A 23,155-nucleotide genomic window follows, 5' to 3' on the forward strand; every position below is an offset into this window, starting at 1 on the left:
CGAGCGTCTCCCGCCCTCCCCCCCCAGCGCGGGGGGGGGGGGGGGGGAGACCCCCCCCCCCCCCCCCCCCCCGACCCACCCGAGACAACCAGGGAGAACACGATGAACGACCAGTGGGACCACACGTACGACGTGGTGGTCGTCGGCTCCGGCGCCGCCGGCATGGCCGCGGCCCTCACCGCCCGGCTGCGCGGCCTCACCGCCCTGGTCCTGGAGAAGACCGACGTCTACGGCGGCTCGACCGCCCTGTCCGGCGGCGCGATCTGGGTCCCCGCCACCTTCCACCTGGACGACGCCGGGCTCGGCGACACCCCCGAGAAGGCCCGCGCCTACCTGGACGCCACCGTCGGCGACCGGGTCCCCGCCGAGCGCAAGGACGCCTACATCGCCCACGGACCGCGCATGGTAAGGGAGTTCCACGACCGCACGGCCGTGAGGTTCGTCTACACCCCCGGCTACTCCGACTACTACCCCGAGCGGCTCGGCGGCTACCCGCAGGGCCGCTCCGTCGAACCGCAGGTCTTCGACTTCAAGAAGCTCGGCCCCGAGCAGCGCGCCACCATGCGCCGTGCCGGCCTGCCCACGTACGGCCTCACCATCACCTCCAAGGACTTCCGGCAGCTGAACATGGTGGGACGCACCTGGTCCGGCCGCCGCACGGCCGTCAAGGTCGGCGCCCAGGCCGTGAAGGCCCGGCTCTCCGGTCAGGAGCTGCTCTCCCTCGGCGAGGCGCTGATCGCCCGCATGCGGCACTCCCTCGACGCCCTCGGCGCCGACCTGTGGCTCTCCGCCCCGCTGACCGGACTCGTCGAGGAGGACGGCAGGGTCACCGGCGTCCGGATCGACCGGAACGGCCGCGCGCTCACCGTCCGGGCGACCGGCGGCGTCGTCCTCGCCTCCGGAGGCTTCTCCCACGACCAGCGGCTCCGCGAGAAGTACCTGCCGGCGCCCACCTCCACCGAGTGGAGCTCCGCGTCCGACGGCCAGACCGGGGACGCCCTGGAGCCGGCCCTGGCCCTCGGCGCGGCGACCGACCTGATGGACCGGGTCTGGGGCGCGCCGTCGGTGGTGCCTCCCGAGGGCAAGCCGTTCTTCCTCGTCGCCGACCGCGGCATCCCCGGCATGGTGATCGTCGACGCGGCGGGGGAGCGCTACGCCAACGAGGCCGCCCCGTACCACGAGTTCGTCGACGCCATGTACGCGAACGACAAGCCCGGGGCGACCACCGTCCCCTCCTGGCTGATCCTCGACGCCACCGCCAAGGCCCGCTACCTCTTCATGGGCCTCTTCCCGGGCCAGCCGTTCCCCAAGCCGTGGCTGGAGAGCGGCTTCGTCAAGAAGGCCCCGACCGTCGAGGACCTCGCCGCCCTGATCGGCGTCGCACCGGAGCGGCTGCGGGCCACCGTCGACCGCTTCAACGGCTTCGCCCGCGCCGGCCGCGACGAGGACTTCCACCGGGGCGACAGCGTCTACGACCGCTACTACGGAGACCCGACGCTCCCCAACCCCAACCTGGCGCCCCTGGAGAAGGGCCCGTACTTCGCGGTCCCCGTGCACCCCGGCGACATCGGCACCAAGGGCGGCCTCGTCACGGACGCCACCGCCCGCGTCCTGCGGGAGGACGGCACGCCCATCGACGGCCTGTACGCCTCCGGCAACGTGTCGTCCGCCGTCATGGGCGAGACCTACCCGGGACCCGGCGCGACCATCGGCCCCGCGATGACCTTCAGCTGGCTCGCGGCCGACCACATCGCCCGTACGCGCTCAGCCGATCCGCGGTGACCGGCCCGACGCTGCGACCGATCGAGGACCCGAGCGAGGAGAACCCCTGATGCCCGTCGATCTCACCGGAAAAGTCGCGCTGATCACCGGCGCGGCCCGCGGCATGGGCGAGGCCGAGGCCCGCCTCTTCGCCGCCCTCGGCGCGCAGGTCGTCCTCACCGACGTCCTGGTACCGGAAGGCGAGGCGACGGCCGCCTCCCTCGGCGCCGCCGCCCGCTTCGTACGCCACGACGTGACCGACGAGCAGTCCTGGGCGGCTGCCGTCACCGCCGCCCTGGACGCCTTCGGCCGGCTCGACGTCCTCGTCAACAACGCGGCGATCTACTCCACCTCGCCCATCACCGAGGAGGACCCGGCCCGCCTGGAGGCGATCCTCCGCGTCAACCTGATCGGCCCGTTCCTCGGCGTCCGCGCCGTCGCCGGCGCGATGCGGGCGAGCGGCGGCGGCTCCGTCGTCAACATCTCCTCGCAGGCCGGCCTCCAGGGCATCTGGGGGCACGGCGCGTACGGAGCCGCGAAATGGGGGCTCCGGGGCCTCACCCGGACGGCCGCCCTCGAACTCGGACCGGACGGCATCCGGGTCAACTCCGTCCACCCGGGGGCCATCGCCACCGCCATGACCGCCCACCTCGGCACCAAGGAGCATCCGGGCGCCCCGCTCGGACGGGTCGGGGAGCCCGAGGAGGTCGCGCACCTCGTCGCCTTCCTCGCCTCCGACGACTCCTCCTACCTGTCCGGCGCCGAACTCGCCGTGGACGGCGGCGCGTCGGCGGGCCGCACGCCGCTCCTCACGCCGCAGGAGACCCATGCGTGAACCCACCGCCCCCGAACGGAGCCGCCACGTGAACCGACCCGACCCCGACGTCCAGGCGGTCATCGACCTGGCCACCGCCGGGTTCCCCGCGCTGGCGACGGAGATGACGGACATCACCGAGGTGCGTGCCTTCTTCGCCGCCCGCCCCCGGCCCGCCGTCCCCCAGCCCCCCCGTGGCCCGGGTCGCGGACGCGGACGCCGACGGCGTGCCCGTCCGCGTCTACGACCCCGGTGTCCACGAGACCGCCCCCGTGATCGTGTTCTGTCACGGGGGCGGCTTCGTCCTCTGCGACCTCGACAGCCACGACGGCTTCTGCCGCTCCCTCGCCCGGGCCACGGAGGCGCTCGTCGTCTCCGTCGACTACCGCCGCGCCCCCGAGCACCCCTTCCCCGCCGCCCCCGAGGACGCCTACACGGCCCTGCTGTGGGCGGCGGCGACGTACCCGGGCCGGCGGATCGCCGTCGCAGGGGACAGCGCGGGCGCCAACCTCGCCACCGTCCTCACCCTGCTCTCCCGCGACCGCGGCGGCCCCGAGATCACCTGCCAGGCGCTCTACTACCCGATGCTCGACCCCACCCGCTCACGCGCGTCCCACCGGGAGAACGCCCAGGGCTACTTCCTCACCGCCGACCACCTGCGGTGGTACTGGGACGGCTATCTGCAGGCCCCGGCGCACCGCACCAGCCCCTACGCGGCCCCGCTGGCGGGCGCCGACCTGTCCGGGCTTCCACCGGCCCAGGTCGTCACCGCGGGCTTCGACCCGCTGCGGGACGACGGCCTGGCGTACGCGGAGGCCCTCACGGCCGCCGGCGTCCCCGTGACCGCCCACCACCACGCCGGGATGTTCCACGGCTTCCTCTCCATGGCGGGCGCCCTGCCCGCGGCGAACGAGGCCCGCGAGACCGCCTTCGCCGCCCTGCGCGAGGCCCTCGCCCAGGACTGCCCCAGGCACACGCGCGCGCATGCGCACCGGCCCTCACCCGATCGGGTGAGGGCCGGTGCGCTTTCATGGCTCACGGCCGGTATCAGGAGCCTATCAGGGTGAACCCCTTGTAGCCCGAGGCCGCGACGTCCGCGATGATCTCCCCGTACACCCCGAAGCCGCCGATGAACGGCATGAACACCCGCGGCTTCCCCGGGATGTTGGCCCCCAGGTACCAGGAGTTCGCCGCCGGGAACAGCGTGGCCGCCGCCCGGTCCCTGCACTGCGCGACCCACTCCTCGACGGCCTCCTCGCTCGCCTCGATCGCCCGGTGGCCGTGCTCGTCCAGATGGCGCAGGCAGTCGGCGAGCCAGTCGCCGTGCTGTTCGGCGCAGAGCACGACGTTCGCCATGACCGACGGACTGCCGGCGCCGGTGAGGTGGAAGAGGTTCGGGAAGCCGTCGACGCCGAGGCCCAGATAGGTGCGGGGACCCCCGCTCCAGACGTCCTTGAGCCGTCGGCCGCCCCGCCCCCGCACCTCCACCCGGTCGACCGCCCCGGTCATCGCGTCGAAACCGGTCGCGAACACGAGCGCGTCGAGCTCCACCCGGGTGCCGTCGGCCAGCACGATGCCGGTGGCGTCGATCCGCTCGATCGCGTTCTCCCGCAGGCTCACGAGCGTCACGTCGTCGCGGTTGAACGTCTCGTAGTAGCGCGAGTCGGTGACGATCCGCTTCGTGCCGATCGGATGGTCCGTGGGCACGAGCAGGTCGGCTACGGCGGGGTCGTCGATGAGCGCGCGGACCTTCTCCTCCCAGAACGCGCGGGAGGCCTCGTTCGCCGCCAGATCGGTGAGCTGGTCGGGAAACGTCTTGGAGTACAGCACGCCGCCCAGCTCCCACCGCTCCTCGAACGCGGCCCGCCGCTCTTCCGGCGACACGTCGAACGTCGCCGACGGGTGCGCCGCGTGCGGCGAGCCGCCGCCGCTGAGCCGCGAGAGCCGCCGCCGCTCGGCATAGCCGGCCTTCTGCCGCCGGCGCGTCTCCTCGTCGAGCGGCGCGTTGCCCGCCGGGATGCTGAAGTTGGCGCTGCGCTGGAAGACCGTGAGGTGCGCCGCCTGCTCGGCGATCAGGGGGATGGCCTGGATGCCGGAGGACCCGGTGCCGATCACGCCGACCCGCAGCCCGCCGAAGTCCACGCCCTCGCGCGGCCAGGCCCCCGTGTGGTGGGTGGCGCCGTTGAACTCCTCGGCGCCCGGGATGTCCGGTACGTGCGTACTGGAGAGGCAGCCGACGGCGAACACGCAGTACCGGGCCGACACCACTTCGCCGCCGTCCGTGCGGACCGTCCAGCGCAGCGTCTCCTCGTCCAGCTCGGCGGAGAGCACCGAGGCGCCGAAGGTGTAGCTGCGGCGCAGGTCGAAGCGGTCGGCCACATGGCTCAGATAGCGGACGATCTCCGGCTGCGTCGCGTACTTCTCGCTCCAGTCCCACTGCTCCTGCAGCTCCTCGTCGAAGGAGTACGAGTAGTCCACGGACTCCACGTCGCAGCGGGCGCCGGGGTAGCGGTTCCAGAACCAGACGCCGCCCACGTCGTCCCCGCGCTCGAAGCCGCGCACGCGGTGGCCGAGACCGCGCAGCCTGTGCACGGCGTACAGGCCGGTGACGCCCGCGCCGACGACGACCACGTCGACGACGTCGGCGGACTCGGTGTTGCTTTCGTTCACGTTCGTACTCTCCTCATCGAGGGGTGATGGTGGTGCCCGCCGACCGCCGCAGCGCCTTCTTGTCGACCTTGCCCGCCGCGTTGTGCGGCAGCGCCGGCACCGAGCGGAAGGAGCGCGGCACCTTGAAGTTCGCAAGCCGCTCACGCGTGTAAGAGGTCAGCTCGGCCGCGTCGATGCCGGCCCCGCCCTCCGGCACGCAGTACGCGACGCCGACCTCTCCGAGCCGCGCGTCCGGCGCGCCGACGACCGCCGCGTCCCGGACGGCGGGGTGGCCGCGCAGCACCTGCTCCACCTCCGCCGGGTACACGTTGAACCCGCCCACGACGAACATGTCCTTGAGCCGGTCGGTGATCCGCAGGAACCCCCGTTCGTCGAGCACGCCGACGTCCCCCGTGTGCAGCCAGCCGTCCGCGTCGACGGTCCGGGCGGTGGCCTCGGGGTCGTCGAGGTAGCCGTGCATCACGTGGTAGCCGCGGGTGAGGATCTCGCCCGGCTCCCCGGGCGGGGCGTCGATGCGCAGCTCCGTCCCCTCCAGGGCCGTCCCCGAGGTGCGGGCGAGGGTCTCCGGGGACTCGTGCGGCGGGCAGATCGCGACCACGCCCGTCGACTCGGTCAGCCCGTACGCGGTGTTGACGCTCCGCGCGCAAAGGCACGTCCTGATCTGTTCGATCAGCGTGGTGGGGATGTTCGCCGCGCCCGTCACCGCCATCCGCATCGAGCTCAGGTCGTACGCCGCACGCTCGGGGTGGTGGATGAGCGAGGTGAAGACCGTCGGAGCTCCGGTCAGGACGGAGATGCGCTCGTCCCGTATCCGGCCGAGCACGGCGTCGGCGTCGAAGACCCGCTCCGGGACGATCGTCGCCCCGTGCAGCAGACAGGCGAGGACGCCCGCCTTGTAGCCGAAGGTGTGGAAGAACGGGTTGACGAGCAGGTACCGGTCGCCGCGCCGGAGGGTGACCGTGCGGGCCCAGGCGTCGTACACGCGCAGGTTCTGGCCGTGGGTGGTGGGCACGCCCTTGGGGCGGCCGGTGGTGCCGGAGGTGAAGAGGATGTCGGCGGTGTCGTCCGGGCCCACGGCGGCGGTACGGGCGTGGCGCTGCTCCCCGGTCACCCCGTCCGCACCCGCCAGGAACCGCGACCACTCCGCCGAGTGCAGGGCCACCGTCCGCTCCAGGAGCGGGAGTTCCTCTCCCGAGTCGGCGAGCAGGGCCCGGTAGTCCGTCCCGAGGAAGTCGTGCTCGGTGAAGAGCAGGCGGGTGCGCGAGCGGCGCAGGATGTCGGCGGCCTCGGCGGCCTTGTAGCGGGTGTTCACCGGGACGAGGACCCCGCCGGCCGCCACCGCGCCGAGCGCGGCCACCACCCAGCGCGCGCTGTTGGGCGCCCACACGGCGACCGAGTCACCCGGGCGCATCCCTTGGGCGATCACCGCGCGTGCCGCCCGGTCGACCCGGTCGCGGAGCTCCGCGAACGTCCAGCGCTCCTCGCCGAAGACGAGGGCCTCCTCATCCCCGTACCGCTCGGCGGCCCAGTCCGCGAGCCGGGCGATGGTCTGCGCGCCCCTCATGATCTGTCACGTCCTCCCTGCCGCACCGCCCTCCCCGGGCGGGGCGCGGGCGGTGGAACCACGGCGGACCGGAGCCTGGCAGGGGGAGGCGCCCCGGCGCAGGGGGCGGTTCCCGCTCACCGGGAAGGTGACGGGACTTGTTCTTGAGGGACATACGACGTGGGGGACATACGACGTGAGGGACATACGACGCCGCCGCCCCCGGGAACGAGGGCGGCGGCGCCGGTGGTGGGGAAGCGGTCAGGGCACGAGCAGCCCGGGGACGACCGTCGCCAGCCGCGCGGCGGACAGCACGCCCTCCCGTACGAGGACCGGGGTGTCGCCGGACAGGTCGACGATCGAGGAGGACACCGGACCCGCGGTCCTGCCCCCGTCGAGGTACACGGCCACGGAGTCGCCCAGCATCCCGAAGGCCGCGTCGCAGTCCTCCGGCGAGGGCCGGTCGGTGAGGTTCGCGCTGGAGACGGCCATCGGGCCGGCCGCGGCCAGCAGGTCCAGCGCCAGGGGATGATCGGGCATCCGCACGGCCACCGTCCCGCCGGTCTCGCCGAGGTCCCAGGAGAGCGAGGGCCGGTGGCGGAGCACCAGCGTCAGACCGCCCGGCCAGAACGCCCCGATCAGGTCCTCGGCCGTCCGCGGCAGGTCCCCGACGAGCTCGTGGAGCGCGTCCTTCGAGCCGACGAGCACGGGGGAGGGCTTGTGACGGCCCCGTCCCTTCGCGGCGAGCAGACCGGCGACGGCCCGGGGATCGAAGGCGTCGGCCCCGATCCCGTAGACCGTGTCCGTCGGGAGGACGACGAGGCGCCCCTGCCGGAGGGCGGCCACCGCCGCGTCGAGGCCGGCCCGGCGGGCCGAGGGGTCGGAGCAGTCGAAACGCCGTGCCATGGGGTCGGGAGAGGTGCGGGGCATGCCACCTACTCTAACGAGCCGTTTCCGACCGGACCCCGACCGGCCCGGCCGCGCGATGCCGCTGCAAAGCCTGGCATGGGCACGTAGATTTTGCCCTCCCGTGGTTGCCGCCCCGACAGGCCCGTCAGAGGCTTGGTGACCATGCCCCCGGGCAGCTGGTACTGCTGGTCACGGGGGGTGCGCAAGGGCCCTCCGCCCTGAGCGGGGAATGTACATGCACCTCGAGTTCCGGCACCTCCGTGTCCTGCTCACCGTCGCCGAGGCCGGCAGCATCCGCAAAGCCGCCGCGCGCCTCCAGCTCTCCCAGCCCGCCACGAGCGCTCAACTGAAGCGGATAGAGCAGGAACTGGGCGGCCCCCTCTTCACCCGCAGCGCCGAGGGGGTGAGACCGAACGAGCACGGCCAGTACGTCCTGCGCTGCGCGCGCGACCTCGTGGCCGGCTTCGACCGGCTGCGCGAGCACGCGCGGTCCGCCGCCGAGACGGACCGGGGGGCCACGGTGCCACTGCGGGCGGGCGGCACCGCAGGCCCCCTGGTGTCACTGCTCATATCCGCCCTTTTCGAACTCGTCCCGGAGAACCGGGTCACCATCGACGCCCGCCGTTCCGTGGACACCCTGGTGAAGGCGCTGAGTCAGTCGAAATGCGACATCGCGGTCTTCGGCGAGTTCCCGGGCTTTCCCCTGTCCGTCGGCGAGTCGGTCGTGACGCGCACGCTGCTGCGCGAACCGGTCTTCGTCCTGCTCGCCGAGGACCATCCGCTGGCGCGCCAGGAGCGGGTCTTCCTGCGCGACCTCCGCGGCGAGGAGTGGGTGATGCCGGAGGCCGACGAGAGCGGGGTGCACGCCTATCTCCACCTCACCTGCCAGTCGGCGGGGTTCACCCCGCGCATCGCGCACGTGACGCCGGACCTGTCCGTGGCACAGATCCTGGTCGCCGGCCGGCGCGCCGTCTGCGGGGTGTGGCCGAGCGCCGACGTGCCCGCGCAGGGCACCGTGCAGCGGCCGCTCGTGGACGTTCCGTTCCACCGGCGGCTGCAGCTGGCCTGGAACACGGAGTCCGTCCCGCCCGAGCTCGCCGACGCGGTGGGCGAGCGCCTCCTCGCGGAGTACCTCTCGCTGGTGCGGCAGCGGCCGCAGTACCTGGCCTGGTGGGAGGACGGCGGCGCCGAGTTCGCGCTCGGAGCGGACGGCTGACGGCTCCCGCGGGGCGGGCCCGAGGGCTGCGGCCGGGCGGCCGGCCGGGCCGTGGCCCTCCACCCCCCTATAGCTCCCCAGCTATATCCCACATGGGATCACGTCAGGAACATGTCACCTGGTGAACACTTCGCGTCAACGTCCCAGGACGTCGTCACCCCCCACGACGAGCGAAGGAACACCCCGTCATGACCCGTCCTCTGCTGGCCCTCTCCACGATGGTCGCCGCCGCCGTCATCACCACGGGCACGCTCGCCGCACCGGCGTACTCGCAGCCCGATGCGACCCGGCACGTCACCTCCGTCCGCGACACGGCGATAGCCCGGGCCGAGGCCAACGTGACCCGCCACGCCGACACCTTCGGCTTCGGGGCCGGCCAGGCGCTCCAGGTCAAGGACGTCGTCATCGACGCCGACGGCACCCAGCACGTCCGCTTCGACCGGACCTACCGTGGCCTCCCCGTCGTCGGCGGCGACTTCGTCGTCCACCAGAAGGCCGACGGCTCGCTCAAGGGCTCCACCCACGCCAAGGCCCACAAGGTCGCGCTCGGCTCCGTCACCCCGGCGGTCGACGCCAAGGGCGCCTCGGCCGGCGCGCTGAACCGCTCGAACGGCCTCGTGCGCAGCGCCAGGTCCACCCCCGAGCTGGTCGTGTGGGCCGCCGACGGCACCCCCCGCCTCGCCTGGCGCACCACCGTCCAGGGCCTCGGCGACAAGGGCCAGCCGCACGGCGAGGTCTTCGTCACCGACGCCACCACCGGCGCGGCGATCGAGAACTACGACACCGAGCGCGAGGCGACCGGCACCGGCCACTCCGAGTACACCGGTGACATCACGCTCGACACCACGCTCCAGGCCAACGGCACCTACGCCCTGATCGACCCGGTCCGCGGCCACATCACCAAGGACGCGCACAACGTCTCGTCCTCGTCCCTGAACAGCTCCTCCGGCACCCTGTACACGGACGCCGACAACATCTGGGGCGACGGGAAGAAGTTCTCCACCGACCGCGCCACCGCCGCCGTCGACGCGCACGCCAACACGGCGAAGACCTTCGACTACTACAAGAGCACCTTCGGCCGCAACGGCATCAAGAACGACGGCCGCGGCGCCACCGTCTTCGTCCACGTCGGCACCAACTGGGACAACGCCCAGTGGTCGGACGCCTGCTTCTGCATGATGACCGGCGACGGCGACGGTGTCACCGACCCCGAGCAGGTCGACCTCGACACCATGGGCCACGAGATGACCCACGGCGTCACCTCGGCCACCGCGAACCTGCGCTACAGCGGCGAGTCCGGCGGCCTGAACGAGGCCACCAGCGACATCCTCGGCACGATGGTCGAGTGGTACGCCAACAACCCGATCGACACCCCGGACTACCTCTTCAGCGACCAGTCCACCCCGCCGTGGCTGCGCCGCTTCGACAAGCCCTCCCTGGACGGCCGCTCCGCCGACTACTGGTCGAAGTCCGTCGGCCGTCTCGACGTGCACAACTCCTCGGGCGTCGGCAACCACTGGTTCTACCTCGCCAGCGAGGGCAGCGGCAGCAAGACGATCAACGGCGTCACCTACAACAGCCCGACGTACAACGGCTCCACCGTCACCGGCATCGGCAACCAGAAGGCCTCCGCCATCTGGTACCGGGCGCTGACCGTCTACATGACCTCCACCACGGACTACAAGGGCGCCCGCACCGCGACCCTGAACGCGGCGAAGGACCTGTACGGCGCCACCAGCCCCGAGTACGCCACCGTGGCCGCCGCCTGGACCGGGGTCAACGTCCTCTGACGTATAGTCATACCGAGTGAACCGATGACCAGTTCGGGCCCCGCCGTCACGGCGGGGCCCGTCGGTCGTGTACCCGCAGGAATACCCGGATGGGTGACTGCGGCGCCGGGGCGGACGACGGCAAGATCAACTCCATGAGTTCATCCCTGACGCGCCGGGCGCTCGCCGCGGCCCTGCTCCTGACCTCGACGCTGGCCCCCGCCGTGGCCGTCGCCGCCCAGCCCGGCGGACACGACCACCGGCCGGTGCGGGCCGCGCAGGCCCGTCTGCTCGGTGAGAAGATCGTCCCCCACAAGCTCGACTTCCAGGGCACCACCGTCGGCGGCCTCTCCGGCGTGGACCGCGACCGGTGCACCGGCGAGTACGTGTTCATCAGCGACGACCGCTCGTACATCCAGCCCGCCCGCTTCTACACCGCCAGGCTGGACGTCGACGCGAGCGGCGTGCACGCCGTCGACTTCACCGGCACCCACCCCTTCCTCCAGCCGGACGGCTCGGTCTACCCCGCGCCGACGCTCGGCGACGGCAAGGCCGTCGACCCGGAGGAGATCCGCGTCGACCCGCGCTCCTGCGACTACTGGTGGGCGCAGGAGGGCGACCGGCCCAAGACGGTCGGCCCGCCGGTCATCCAGCCGTCCATCCAGTTCGCCGGCCCCACCGGCGCCTACCTCGGGCAGCTGCCGCTGCCGGCGAACTACGAGATCACGATGGAGGACCGCGGGCCGCGCCGGAACCAGGCGATCGAGGCGATCACCTTCGGCGACCGGGGCCGCGTCCTGACCAGCGCGATCGAGGGCCCGCTGCTCCAGGACGGCCCGGAGCCCACCGTGGAGCACGGCGCGCTCGTCCGCGTGACGAAGCAGACGCGCGACGGCCGGGTCCTCGGGCAGTTCGCGTACCCCGTCGAGAAGATCTTCGCCGTGAACGACCCGAACAGCCCCTGGGGCCCGGACACCGGCGTCCCGTCGATCCTCGCCTTCCCCGACGACCCGGACCGCTACCTCGTCCTGGAGCGCACCTGGGTCGCCGGCGCCGGCTACAAGATCCGCCTCTTCGACGCCACCACGCGCGGTGCGACCGACGTGCAGGCGAGGGAATCCCTCGCGGGGCAGCCGGTCGTGGCGATGCGCAAGACGCTCGTCGCGGACTTCGACACCCTCGGCCTCTCCACCGTCGACAACACCGAAGGCATGACGTGGGGCCCGAGGCTGCCGTCGGGCGAGCGGTCGCTGATCCTGGTCAGCGACGACAACTTCGCCGAGGACGCGGTCACCCAGATCGTCGCCCTCGCCGTGCGCTGACCTCCGTCCGAGCGTCACCAGGCCGTAGGCGTCGAACGGTCCGTCCTCAGGGGCGGACCGTTCGGCGTGCGCCCCTGTGCTCCGGCGCCCGCTTCGTGCTGGCGCCGGGGACGAGTTCGGGGCGCAGGAGCCTCGGCCGGAGATCGGCGGAGGCGGGGGCGTCGAGGGCGCCGAGCGCGACCTCGACCGCCTGCCGGGCCAGGTCCCGCTTGGGCAGGACGACGGAGGTCAGCGGGGAACGGGACAACAGCCCCTCCGGGGTGTCGTCGTGAGCCACCACGGAGAGGTCGTCCGGCACCGAGCGGCCCAGGGTCCGCGCGGCCTCCACCGCGGCCGCCGCCAGGAGGTCGTGCGTCGCGAACAGCGCCGTCGTGCCGGGAGCCGCCCGCAGGGCCGCGGCCGCCGCCTCCAGGCCACTCCGGAAGGTGGGCTCCGCGGCCAGGTGCACCGCGCTGTCGGGCAGCGCGATCCCGCCCTCCTCGAACGCGCGCCGGAAGCCCGCCACGCGCACCCCGTGCGCGGGGCTGGCCAGCACCGCCACCCGTTCGTGCCCGAGGCCGAGGAGGTGCCGGCCGGCCAGGTGCCCGCCGTGCTCGTAGTCGATCGTGACGACGGGGAAGCCGTCCGGGAGACCGTCGGGGAGTCCGGCCTCCCAGGCGCACAGGACCACGGGGAACCGGGCCCCCGAGAGCAGCGGCAGATGACCCGTCAGGCCCTGGTCCCCGGCGATCAGGAGGGCGTCCACCGAGCGGCTGGTGAGCCCCGCCAGGTGCCGGCGGGCGCGCTCCCCGTCGAGCCGGGTGGTGCAGAGCAGCAAGCGGTGGCCGCGCTCCTCCAGGACGTCCTCGACGTGCTCGACGAGTTCGGCGTAGAACGGGGCGCGGACGGTCGGGACGAAAAGCCCGACGGTCCGGGTGCTGCCGGTGGCGAGGGAACGCGCCACGAGGTTCGGCACGTAGCCGAGTTCGGCGATCGCGGCACGGACCCGCGCCTCTGTGGCGGGGCGTACCGGAACCCGTCCGGTGACGACGTTGGAGACGGTCTGCTTGGTGACGCCGGCGCGCTCGGCCACGTCCCTCATGGTGACCATGGCGCCCCCGAAGTACCGGTCAGGATGGGCTCGCAACGTAACGCGGCCACCACCCCCGGTCAAGGCGCCCGAGGCCCGCACCTCCCCGTCGCCCAGGTCTTGTTTTACCGGTCAAAGAAGCCCTAGGGTCCGTGCCTGCGTCAGCCGTACCTCCTGCACGCCGCCCCGGCGTGCGCCCCCACGAGCTGAGGAGTACGTGTGAGATCTCCGCGCAGCAGAACGGTGAGCCTGCTCGCCGCGGCGGCCCTGGCCGTCACCGGCGGCAGCACCCTCGCGGCCCCGCCCGCGGCCTCGGCCGTCCCGTCGACGGCCACGTACACGGTCACCGTCGGCGCCAAGGGGTCCTGGACCCGCCCGGACGACACGCCCGCCAGCCCCTACATCGACAAGGACGGCACCTTCTACTACCAGCAGGCGCACGCGCTCTACGGAGCGAAGGACAGCCGGAGCTGGACCTTCTACACGGGGTCGAACTTCGACACCGCCAACCGGTCCGCCGCCCTCAGCGACGCGGTCAACCCGAACAACACCGCGGACCGCAACAACGACACCACATGGCGCTGCGACAACAGCCCCACGGGCCTGGAGTCCACCCAGGCCCCGGCCGGCAGCGGCTACGCGCACCGCAACTACTGCGACCTCACCGGCATGTGGGTCGACCCCGACACCGGCGACTGGTACGGGCTCGTCCACAACGAGTTCACCCCCCAGCCCTTCGGCGACGGCATCCACTACGACGGCATCGACTACGCGGTCTCCACGGACCAGGGGAAGACCTGGACCGTCAAGGACCACGTCATCACCTCGCGGTACAGCACCAGGCGCGGCGACAACGCCGCCTTCCCGCAGCAGACCTACGACTACGGCACCGGCGACCCGAGGCTCTTCGTCGACACCGCCTCCGGCTACTTCTACGCCTTCTACGGCTCCCGGATCGTCAACAAGGGCGGCGGCTGGGCCGCGTTCTACGGGCACGTCGCCCGCGCCCCCCTCTCCGGGAAGATGGCCCCCGGTACCTGGAAGAAGTGGTACGACGGCACCTGGACCGAACCCGGCGTCGGCGGCCGCGAGAGCACCATGGTCCCGGTCGGCGCGAGCAGCACGACCGGATACGTGCCGACGGCCAAGGAGTACGACCCGGCCAACAGCGGCTCCGTGAGCCAGCAGGTCGCCGCCGGCCTCACGCCCCCGACGTCACCGCTGTTCGTCATGGACATCACCTACAACGCCTACCTCGGCCTCTACCTCGGCGAGCCCCAGGCCGTCGACCAGAGCGGCAACGCCCCGCAGGAGATCTACGCCACCGACGACCTGACCACCCAGAAGTGGTTCCGGCTCGGCGACACCGGCGGCTACAGGACCGCCTCCTGGTACCGCTGGTTCCTCGACAGCGGCAACAGGACCGGCTCCGGCATCGTCGGCAAGGACTTCCGCGCCTACTGCTCCTTCGGCTGCTCCGGCGGAGCGAGCTCCGAGTACGTCAACCTGAGCGTCGGCACGAACGAGCCGGCCGCCCCGGTCGACTCCGGCAGGACCTACCGGATCGCCGGCGCCGGCGGCCGCGTCCTCGCCCAGGTCCCCGGCGGTTCGGCGACCACGTCCGTGCCCGCCGCCACCGGCTCGGACCTCGAAGCGTGGACCTTCACCGCCCAGGGCGACGGCTCCTACCGCATCGCCAACGCCTCCACCGGGAACCTGCTCGGCGTCGACGGTTCCGGCACCGCCACCCGGGCCTGGGGCACCAGACCCACGGCCACCCCCGCCACCACGGGCCCGGGACAGGAGTGGTTCGTCATCCGCGGCGCCTCCGCCACGGACAACAGCCCCACCGGCACGTACAAGCTGGTCAACCGATACAGCGGCCTCGTCCTCGGCCTCTCCGGCACCACCGGCCGCCTCAGCGAGACCACCCCCGCCCGCAGCTGGAGCGACACCACCGGGAACCCCGTCGGCGGCGGCCGCACGCCGGGCGAGCAGTCGCTGACGCTGACCGCGGTCTCGGCCTCCCTCAACGGCGTCCACACCCTCACCACCGGCGGGAAGGCGCTCGACAACCCGGGCAGCAGCGCCACCGACGGCACCCAGCTCATCACCTGGACCCCGAACGGCGGCGCCAACCAGAGCTGGACGCTCACCCAGCAGACCGACGGCACGTACGAGATCAAGAACCGCTCGTCCGGGAAGTGCGCCGACATCGAGAACGGCTCCCTCACCGCCGGCGCACGGGTCATCCAGTGGACCTGCCACGGCGGCGCCAACCAGCGCTGGAACCTCGTCCGGCAGGCCTCCGGCGGCTACACCGTCACCTCGGCCCGCAGCGGCCTCCTGATGACCACGGCCTCCACGGCCGACGGGGCCACGCTCACCCAGCAGGCCGACACCGGCTCCGCCCTCCAGCGGTGGACGATCGCCTGAACCTTCGCGAGGGGCCTCGGGCATCCGCCCGGGGCCCGCTCCCGTCTCAGGACGGCATGTTCTGTTCGGCCCAGACCACCTTGCCGGTGACGGTGCGACAGGAACCCCATCTGCGGCACAGCATGTTGATGAGCTGAAGCCCCCGGCCACCCTCGTCGCTGAGGTCCGCGTGCTGGATCTGCGGCAGGTCGGGGCCGGTGTCCGAGACCTCCACGACGAGCCGCTCCCCGCGCAGCAGACGCAGCTCGCCCGGACCGTTCCCGTAGCGCAGCGCGTTGCCGACCAGCTCGGAGACGACGAGCTCGGAGACGTCGGCCAGCTCGTCGAGGCCCCACGCGGCGAGCTGGTCGGTGACCAGACCCCGGGCGACCGAGGCGGCCCGCCCGTCCTGCGGCAGCTGCCACACCCGCAGATCGCCGGCCGGAAGCGGGGCATCCGCCGTCACCAGGAGCACCGCCTCGTCGAAGCGGGCTGCGGTGGCCGGAGCACACTCCACGAGACCGCCCTGCTCCAGCGCCTCGGGGGTCAGTCCGAGCGCCGCCGAACGCAGCCGGTCCAGCTGGGCGTCGACGTCCACATCCCGCGACTTCACCAGTCCGTCCGTGTACATGACGAGATGGGCGCCGTCCGGGACGCGCAGCCGCAGCGGGTCGTACGGGATCACTCCCGCCCCCAGCGGCGCGCCGGTCGGCACCGGGACGTACGAGGCACCGCCCTGACCGTCGAGGAGCAGGGGCGGCAGATGCCCGGCGCTCGCCAGCGTGTAGGTGGAGTCGGCGGGGTCGTACACGGCGCACAGGCAGGTGGCGACCTGTTCGTCCTCCAGGTCGCGGGTGGCCAGATCGAGCCGCGCCAGGATCCGCTCGGGGGCCGTGTCCAGGGTCATCAGGGTGCGGGCGACGGTCCGCAGCCGCCCCATGGTGGCGGCGGCCGGCAGCCCGTGCCCCATCACGTCGCCCACCATGAGGGCCGTCCGTCCGCCCGGCAGCGCCATCACGTCGTACCAGTCGCCGCCCACGCCGTGATGCGCGGCCGCGGGCGCGTACTCGGAGTGCACCAGCAGGCCCGGCGTCGCCGGAGTCACGCGTGGCAGCAGGCTGCGCTGCAACGAGACGACGTGCTCGCGCTCTCGCCCGTACAGCCGCGCGTTGTCGATGAAGACGGCCGCCGTGGAGGCGAGCTGCTCCGCCAGGGCCAGGTCGGTGGAGGAGAACGGCGGGGTGCCCGGGGCACGCACGAAGTCGGCGCTGCCGAGGAGCAGCCCACGGGCGATGAGGGGGACGGCCAGATAGCTGTGCACACCGGCGGCGCGCATCTTCTCCGCCGCGCTGACGGTCGGCGCGACGCGGTTGAAGTCCTCGTCGCGCATGCGGCTCAGCAGGACCGGCTTGCGCTGCCGGAGGCAGTAGCGGTGGAGCAGGGTCTCGTGCGGCTTCTCGGCATGGACGAAGGTCTCGCCCACCGGTGTGGGCTCCAGGGAGGTGAGCTCCTCGATGGCGCAGAGCGCCGTGGCCCGCATGGCCGGGATGCCCGATTCCGTCCACCGGCTGCCCTCGTCGCCCCGCAGGACGCTCTCCAGGATGTCCACGGCCGCCCCGTCGGCGAAGCGGGGCACGGTGAACTCGGCGAGCTCCTGCGCGGTGCGCTCCAGGTCCAGGGTCGTGCCGATCCTGGTGCTGGCGGAATTCAGCCAGGCGAGTCGGCTGCGCAGGGTGAACCTGTCCGGTGGCAGAACGCCTCTGCCCCGTCGGAAGCGGGCGTTCTCCCAGGTCGAGCGGCTTCCCGCCGGGTCCTGCCCGGCCGAGCCGCGGCCGGGCAGGCGCCGTCCGCCGCTGCCGCCGTTCACTCTTTCGGCCCCCAAGCAGGACTCGACGCCATTTCGTGCCCAGTCTGCACCGTAAACCTCATCCGTGCCTCCTGTTGTCAGGCACCTTCTTGGCCGGGCCGGATCGAGCTTCATACCCCCACCCCGTATCATCGGCTGCGTTCGGTCGGCCGGTACCGGAGCGAGGAAGGAGACCGACGTGGCAGTACGCCCGAAGACGGCGACCTGGACGAGCCGGTGTCTGCTCTCCGTCGCGCTGCTCTTCGGCATCGTGCTCATGCACGCCCTCGGCCACCCCGGCGCGCACGCCGCCACCGACACCCACGTCTCTCACGCCGACCACGTCTCTCACGCCGACCACGTCACTCATGCGGGCCACGTCACTCACGCCGGCCACGTCATGGCGGCCGCACCGGCGGAACACCCGGCCGTCGCTCCGACACCTCACTCGACGCACCCCGCACCCGCCCACGGCGCCGGAGCCGCCGCCGTCTGCCTGGCCGTGCTCGGCGTCGGCATCGGGGCGGCCCTGCTGGCCCGTGTCATCGGACGGCGCACGCCCGTACGCGACCTGCTGCCGCCGACGGCACGTCTCGCGTACGCGCTCCGCGCGATCCCGCCGCCCGCCCCGCCCGGCTCCCTCCTGACGCGTCTTTCGCTGTTGCGCATATAGGCGGGCTCGGCCGCTCCTCACCGCGAGCGGAAAACCGCCCCCCCCGCAACGACCACGTCTTGAGGTTCCTCAGCCATGAACCGACCCACCCGTCGTACCGTCCTCGGCGCCGGACTCGCCGCCGCCGGCACCGGCCTGCTGACCGCCTGCTCCGGCTCGATGAGCGGCATGGACCATTCCGCGAGCGGCACCGGCACCACGCCGACCGCCGGCTACATCACCCCCGACAGCAAGGAGATCGGGGCGACCGAGGCACTGCGCAAGCCCGGCCCCGAGCGGAAGGTGAAGCTCACCGCCGTCGAGACCCCGCTCGACCTCGGCGGCGGACGCACCGTCCGTACCTGGGCGTACGGGGACGCGCTCCCCGGCAAGGAGGTGCGGGTCACCGCCGGTGACACCCTCGCCCTGACCCTGGCCAACCACCTGCCCGAGGCCACGAGCGTGCACTGGCACGGACTCGCGCTGCGCAACGACATGGACGGCGTGCCCGGCCTGACCCAGCGTGACGTCAAGCCCGGCGGCTCCTTCGCGTACCGCTTCGCCGTCTCCCACCCCGGCACGTACTGGTTCCACCCGCACTCCGGGGTCCAGCAGGACCGCGGCCTGTACGCGCCGCTGATCGTCGAGGACCCCAAGGAGCCGCTGACGTACGACAAGGAGTGGGTGATCGTCCTCGACGACTGGGTCGACGGCGTCGACGGCTCCACCCCGGACGCTGTCCTCGCCGAGCTCGGCAAGGGCATGGGCGGCGGCGGGATGGACCACGGCGGCATGGACATGAGCGGATCCGGCGGTACGGAGGGCCACGACATGTCGAACATGTCGATGACCACCCGGACGTCACCGTCCCCTGCCCCCTCCCGCATGCTCATGGGCGCGAGCAGCGATCTCCTCGGCGGTGACGCGGGTGATGTCGGCTACCCGTACTACCTGATCAACGGCCGTACGCCGCAGAACCCGGGGACCTTCACGGCGAGGCCCGGCGACCGGATCCGGCTCCGGATCATCAACGCCGGCGGCGACACCGCCTTCCGGATCGCGCTCGGCGGGCACCGGCTCACCGTCACCCACACCGACGGCTTCCCCGTCGAGCACGCGCAGGCGGACGCGGTGCTGCTCGGCATGGGCGAGCGCGTCGACGCCCTCGTCACCGTCGGAAGCGGCGCCTTCCCCCTGACCGCGCTCGCCGAGGGCAAGGGCCGCACCGCCCTCGCCGTCCTGCGCACCGGCGGCGGAGCCGCGCCCACCGCCTCCGCGCGTCCGAAGGAGCTGGACGGCAGGGTCGTGCACGGTGGTCAGCTCAAGGCGGCGGAGTCCGTGCGCCTGGAGCAGGGCCGGCCCGACCGCACCATCGAGTTCAGTCTGACCGGCTCGATGATGAAGTACGACTGGGCCATCAACGGCAGGAAGTACGACCCCGCCCAGCGCTACCCCGTCCGTTCGGGCGAGCGCGTCCGACTGGCGTTCGTGAACGACACGACGATGTGGCACCCCATGCACCTGCACGGGCACACCTACGCGCACGCGGGCGGCGGGGCGCGCAAGGACACCTCGATCGTGCTGCCGGGGAAGCGGATCGAGGTCGACTTCGACGCCGACAACCCGGGCCTGTGGATGATCCACTGCCACAACGTCTACCACGCCGAGTCCGGGATGATGACCGTCCTCGGCTACCTGAAGTAGGAGGCCCCGGCCGGGACACCGGACCCGGTGTCCCGGCCGCCTTCCGGCCTACCGGATCTCGACGAGGAGGTCGCCGCCCTCCACCTGCTGGATCCTGGTGATGGCCAGTCGGGACACCCGGCCGCCCTTCGGGGCGGTGATCGAGGCCTCCATCTTCATCGCCTCGATCGTGGCGACCGTCGCCCCGGCCTCGACCTCGTCCCCCTCGGCGACGGCCAGCGTGACCACACCGGCGAACGGCGCGGCGACATGGCCCGGGTCGGACCTGTCGGCCTTCTCGGTCACCGGCAGATCGGCCGCGGCCGCCTCGTCGCGGACCTGGATCGGCCGCAGCTGACCGTTCAGGGTGGACAGGACCGTGCGCATGCCGCGTTCGTCGGCCTCGCCGATGGCCTCCAGCTCGATGAGCAGCCGCACGCCGGGCCCGAAGTCGACGCTGTACTCCTTTCCGGGGCGCAGCCCGTAGAAGAAGTCCTTGCTGTCGAGCACGCTGGTGTCGCCGTACGCCTGCCGGTGCGCCTCGTACACCGTCGTCGGGCCGGGGAAGAGCAGGCGGTTGAGCGTGGCGCGCCGGTCCTCTTCCAGGCCGGTGCGGTCCTCCGGGGTGAGGTCCGGCGTCGGCTTGGGACCCGCGCGGCCTTCGAGGGCCTTGCTGCGGAACGGCTCGGGCCAGCCGCCGGGCGGGGTGCCGAGCTCGCCGTGGAGGAAGCCGACGACGGAGTCGGGGATGTCGTACCGGTTCGGTGCCGCCTCGAAGTCCGCGGGTGCCACCCCGGCGCCGACGAGGTGCAGCGCGAGGTCGCCCACCACCTTCGACGAGGGCGTGACCTTCACCAGGCGGCCCAGCATCCGGTCCGCGGCCGCGTACGTCGACTCGACGTCCTCGAAGCGGTCGCCGAGGCCGAGCGCGACGGCCTGGGTGCGCAGGTTGGAGAGCTGCCCGCCGGGGATCTCGTGGTGGTAGACGCGGCCGGTCGGCGAGTCCAGGCCCGCCTCGAAGGGGGCGTAGATCCTGCGGACGCTCTCCCAGTACGGCTCCAGGTCGCCGACCGCCTGGAGGGCGAGGCCGGTCGGCCGGTCCGAGTGGTCGGTGGCGGCGACGATCGCCGACAGCGAGGGCTGCGAGGTGGTGCCGGCCATGGAGGCCACCGCACCGTCCACGGCGTCCGCGCCGGCCTGGATCGCCGCCAGGTACGTGGCGAGCTGGCCGCCCGCGGTGTCGTGGGTGTGCAGGTGCACCGGCAGCTCGAACTCGCGGCGCAGCGCGGAGACGAGCCTGGCCGCGGCGGGGGCGCGCAGCAGCCCGGCCATGTCCTTGACCGCGAGGACGTGCGCACCGGCGGCGACGATCTTCTCGGCGAGCCGCAGGTAGTAGTCCAGGGTGTAGAGCTTCTCCGCCGGGTCGGAGAGGTCGGACGTGTAGCAGAGCGCGACCTCGGCGACCGCCGTGCCCGTCTCCCGTACGGCCTCGATGGCGGGCCGCATCTGGTCGACGTCGTTGAGCGCGTCGAAGATCCGGAAGATGTCGATGCCGGTGGCGGCGGCCTCCCGCACGAAGGCGTCGGTCACCTCCGTCGGATACGGGGTGTACCCCACGGTGTTGCGGCCGCGCAGGAGCATCTGGAGGCAGATGTTCGGTACGGCCTCGCGCAGCGCGGCGAGGCGCTCCCAGGGGTCCTCGGCGAGGAAGCGCAGCGCGACGTCGTAGGTGGCGCCGCCCCAGCACTCCAGGGACAGCAGCTGCGGCAGGGTGTGCGCGACCGCCGGGGCGACGGCGAGCAGGTCCTTCGTGCGGACCCGGGTGGCGAGCAGGGACTGGTGGGCGTCGCGGAAGGTGGTGTCGGTGACGCCGAGGGTCGGCGACTCGCGCAGGCCGCGCGCGAAGCCCTCCGGGCCGAGCGCGGTGAGCCGCTGCCGGGATCCGGCGGGCGGCGAGCCCGCGGGCAGCCGGGGGAGCTTGGTCGCGGGGGCGATCAGCACGGGGCGTGGACCGTGCGGCTTGTTCACGGTGACGTCGGCGAGGTAGGTGAGCAGCTTCGTGCCGCGGTCGGCCGAGTGGCGGGCGGTGAGCAGGTGCGGCCGCTGCTCGATGAAGGCCGTCGTGACCTGCCCGGCCTGGAAGTCCGGGTCGTCGAGCACGGCCTGCAGGAAGGGGATGTTCGTGGACACGCCCCGGATGCGGAACTCGGCCACCGCGCGCCGGGCGCGGTCGACGGCGGTCCTGAAGTCCCGTCCCCGGCAGGTCAGTTTGACCAGCATCGAGTCGAAGTGGGCGCTGACCTCCGTACCGGCGTGGGTGGTTCCGCCGTCGAGCCGGATGCCGGAGCCGCCGGGCGAGCGGTAGGCGCTGATCATGCCGGTGTCCGGGCGGAAGCCGTTGGCCGGGTCCTCGGTGGTGATCCGGCACTGCAGGGCGGCGCCGCGCAGGACGACGGACTCCTGGGTGAGCCCGAGGTCGGCGAGGGTCTCTCCGGCGGCGATGCGCAGCTGCGACTGCACCAGGTCGATGTCGGTGACCTCCTCGGTCACCGTGTGCTCGACCTGGATGCGCGGATTCATCTCGATGAAGACGTGGTTGCCCTCGCGGTCGAGGAGGAACTCCACGGTGCCCGCGTTGCGGTAGCCGATCCGGCGGGCGAACTTCACCGCGTCGTCGCAGATCCGCTGACGTACCGCCGGGTCGAGGTTCGGGGCGGGGGCGAGTTCGATCACCTTCTGGTGGCGGCGCTGCAGCGAGCAGTCCCGCTCGAACAGGTGGATGACATCGCCCCGGCCGTCGGCGAGGATCTGCACCTCGATGTGGCGCGGGTCGACGACGGCCTTCTCCAGGAACACGGTGGCGTCGCCGAACGCGGACTCGGCCTCGCGGGCCGCCGCCTCGATGGACTCCCGCAGCGTCGCCGGGTCCTCGACCCGCCGCATGCCGCGGCCGCCGCCACCGGCGACGGCCTTGACGAACACCGGGAAGCCGATCTCCTCGGCGGCCGCGACGAGTTCGTCCACATCCGTGGAGGGCGCCGAGGACCCGAGGACGGGCACCCCGGCCTCGCGGGCGGCGGCCACCGCACGCGCCTTGTTGCCCGTCAGCTCCAGGGTCTGCGCGGACGGGCCGACGAAGGTGATGCCCGCCTCCTCGCAGGCGCGCGCCAGTTCCGGGTTCTCCGACAGGAATCCGTAGCCCGGGTAGACGGCGTCGGCGCCGGCCAGGCGGGCCGCCCGGATGACCTCCTCCACGGAGAGGTAGGCCCGCACCGGATGGCCGGGTTCACCGATCTCGTAGGCCTCGTCGGCCTTCAGCCGGTGCAGTGAGTTGCGGTCCTCGTGGGGGAAGACGGCGACCGTCCGAGCCCCCAGTTCATAGCCGGCGCGGAACGCGCGAATCGCGATCTCGCCGCGGTTGGCCACCAGCACCTTGCGGAACATTCTGATCCCTTCACCGTGCCCGGCTCGTCGCGGCAACGCTAC

At 72.7% G+C, this 23,155-nt stretch carries 15 protein-coding genes; 9 read left to right on the forward strand and 6 right to left on the reverse strand.

Annotation, left to right across the window (positions count from 1 at the left end; all coding sequences use genetic code 11):
• Nucleotides 1–102: 102 nt before the first annotated feature.
• The 3 genes from ACZ7HT_RS05025 (at nucleotide 103) to ACZ7HT_RS05035 (ending at nucleotide 3,642) form a co-directional block, all read left to right on the forward strand.
• Nucleotides 103–1,782, forward strand: a complete 1,680-nt coding sequence (locus ACZ7HT_RS05025; protein ID WP_471159854.1) for an FAD-dependent oxidoreductase — start codon at nucleotides 103–105, stop codon at nucleotides 1,780–1,782.
• A 49-nt stretch (nucleotides 1,783–1,831) separates the two neighbouring features.
• Complete coding sequence (locus ACZ7HT_RS05030; RefSeq protein ID WP_471159856.1) at nucleotides 1,832–2,596, forward strand: glucose 1-dehydrogenase; 765 nt, start codon at nucleotides 1,832–1,834, stop codon at nucleotides 2,594–2,596.
• 173 nt (nucleotides 2,597–2,769) lie between these two features.
• A complete protein-coding gene (locus ACZ7HT_RS05035) occupies nucleotides 2,770–3,642 on the forward strand; it encodes an alpha/beta hydrolase (protein WP_471159859.1) in 873 nt (290 codons plus the stop codon).
• Here the strand turns inward: ACZ7HT_RS05035 and ACZ7HT_RS05040 are convergent.
• The 3 genes from ACZ7HT_RS05040 to ACZ7HT_RS05050 all read right to left on the reverse strand — a co-directional run bounded on the left by ACZ7HT_RS05040 (nucleotide 3,623) and on the right by ACZ7HT_RS05050 (nucleotide 7,694).
• A complete protein-coding gene (locus ACZ7HT_RS05040) occupies nucleotides 3,623–5,245 on the reverse strand; it encodes a flavin-containing monooxygenase (RefSeq protein WP_471159862.1) in 1,623 nt (540 codons plus the stop codon). The two genes, ACZ7HT_RS05035 and ACZ7HT_RS05040, sit on opposite strands and share 20 nt — an antisense overlap.
• A 13-nt stretch (nucleotides 5,246–5,258) precedes the next feature.
• Nucleotides 5,259–6,809, reverse strand: a complete 1,551-nt coding sequence (locus ACZ7HT_RS05045) for a FadD3 family acyl-CoA ligase (protein ID WP_471159865.1) — start codon at nucleotides 6,807–6,809, stop codon at nucleotides 5,259–5,261.
• Nucleotides 6,810–7,049: 240 nt separating this feature from the next.
• Complete coding sequence (locus tag ACZ7HT_RS05050; protein WP_471160073.1) at nucleotides 7,050–7,694, reverse strand: L-threonylcarbamoyladenylate synthase; 645 nt, start codon at nucleotides 7,692–7,694, stop codon at nucleotides 7,050–7,052.
• Between the two features lie 238 nt (nucleotides 7,695–7,932).
• Here ACZ7HT_RS05050 and ACZ7HT_RS05055 point away from each other — a divergent pair, with 238 nt between their 5' ends.
• The 3 genes from ACZ7HT_RS05055 to ACZ7HT_RS05065 all read left to right on the forward strand — a co-directional run bounded on the left by ACZ7HT_RS05055 (nucleotide 7,933) and on the right by ACZ7HT_RS05065 (nucleotide 12,004).
• Nucleotides 7,933–8,913: a LysR family transcriptional regulator gene (locus tag ACZ7HT_RS05055; protein ID WP_471159868.1), complete on the forward strand. Its 981-nt coding sequence runs from the start codon at nucleotides 7,933–7,935 to the stop codon at nucleotides 8,911–8,913.
• A 188-nt stretch (nucleotides 8,914–9,101) separates the two neighbouring features.
• Nucleotides 9,102–10,703 (forward strand): M4 family metallopeptidase, encoded by a 1,602-nt coding sequence (locus tag ACZ7HT_RS05060; protein ID WP_471159871.1) that lies wholly within the window; start codon nucleotides 9,102–9,104, stop codon nucleotides 10,701–10,703.
• Nucleotides 10,704–10,792: 89 nt separating this feature from the next.
• Nucleotides 10,793–12,004, forward strand: coding sequence for an esterase-like activity of phytase family protein (locus ACZ7HT_RS05065; RefSeq protein ID WP_471159873.1), 1,212 nt, complete (start codon nucleotides 10,793–10,795; stop codon nucleotides 12,002–12,004).
• 46 nt (nucleotides 12,005–12,050) lie between these two features.
• Here ACZ7HT_RS05065 and ACZ7HT_RS05070 read toward each other — a convergent pair whose 3' ends face one another.
• Complete coding sequence (locus ACZ7HT_RS05070; RefSeq protein WP_471160076.1) at nucleotides 12,051–13,085, reverse strand: LacI family DNA-binding transcriptional regulator; 1,035 nt, start codon at nucleotides 13,083–13,085, stop codon at nucleotides 12,051–12,053.
• Between the two features lie 207 nt (nucleotides 13,086–13,292).
• On the opposite strand from ACZ7HT_RS05070, the gene ACZ7HT_RS05075 reads away from it, so the two are divergent.
• Nucleotides 13,293–15,509 (forward strand): RICIN domain-containing protein, encoded by a 2,217-nt coding sequence (locus tag ACZ7HT_RS05075; RefSeq protein ID WP_471159876.1) that lies wholly within the window; start codon nucleotides 13,293–13,295, stop codon nucleotides 15,507–15,509.
• Nucleotides 15,510–15,555: 46 nt separating this feature from the next.
• Here ACZ7HT_RS05075 and ACZ7HT_RS05080 read toward each other — a convergent pair whose 3' ends face one another.
• On the reverse strand, nucleotides 15,556–17,355 hold the full coding sequence (locus tag ACZ7HT_RS05080; RefSeq protein WP_471160078.1) for an ATP-binding SpoIIE family protein phosphatase: 1,800 nt from the start codon (nucleotides 17,353–17,355) through the stop codon (nucleotides 15,556–15,558).
• Nucleotides 17,356–17,533: 178 nt separating this feature from the next.
• Here ACZ7HT_RS05080 and ACZ7HT_RS05085 point away from each other — a divergent pair, with 178 nt between their 5' ends.
• Nucleotides 17,534–18,007 carry a hypothetical protein gene (locus tag ACZ7HT_RS05085; protein WP_471159879.1) on the forward strand — a complete coding sequence of 158 codons (474 nt, stop codon included), beginning with the start codon at nucleotides 17,534–17,536 and terminating at the stop codon, nucleotides 18,005–18,007.
• A gap of 75 nt (nucleotides 18,008–18,082) precedes the next feature.
• The gene (locus tag ACZ7HT_RS05090; protein ID WP_471159882.1) at nucleotides 18,083–19,690 is read left to right on the forward strand and encodes a multicopper oxidase family protein; all 1,608 of its coding nucleotides are present in this window, start codon (nucleotides 18,083–18,085) and stop codon (nucleotides 19,688–19,690) included.
• A gap of 48 nt (nucleotides 19,691–19,738) precedes the next feature.
• On the opposite strand, the gene ACZ7HT_RS05095 is transcribed toward ACZ7HT_RS05090, so the two are convergent.
• Nucleotides 19,739–23,113, reverse strand: coding sequence for a pyruvate carboxylase (locus ACZ7HT_RS05095; RefSeq protein ID WP_471159885.1), 3,375 nt, complete (start codon nucleotides 23,111–23,113; stop codon nucleotides 19,739–19,741).
• Between the last annotated feature and the right edge of the window lie 42 nt (nucleotides 23,114–23,155).

The sequence above is a fragment of the Streptomyces sp. NPDC037410 genome (genome assembly GCF_055602235.1).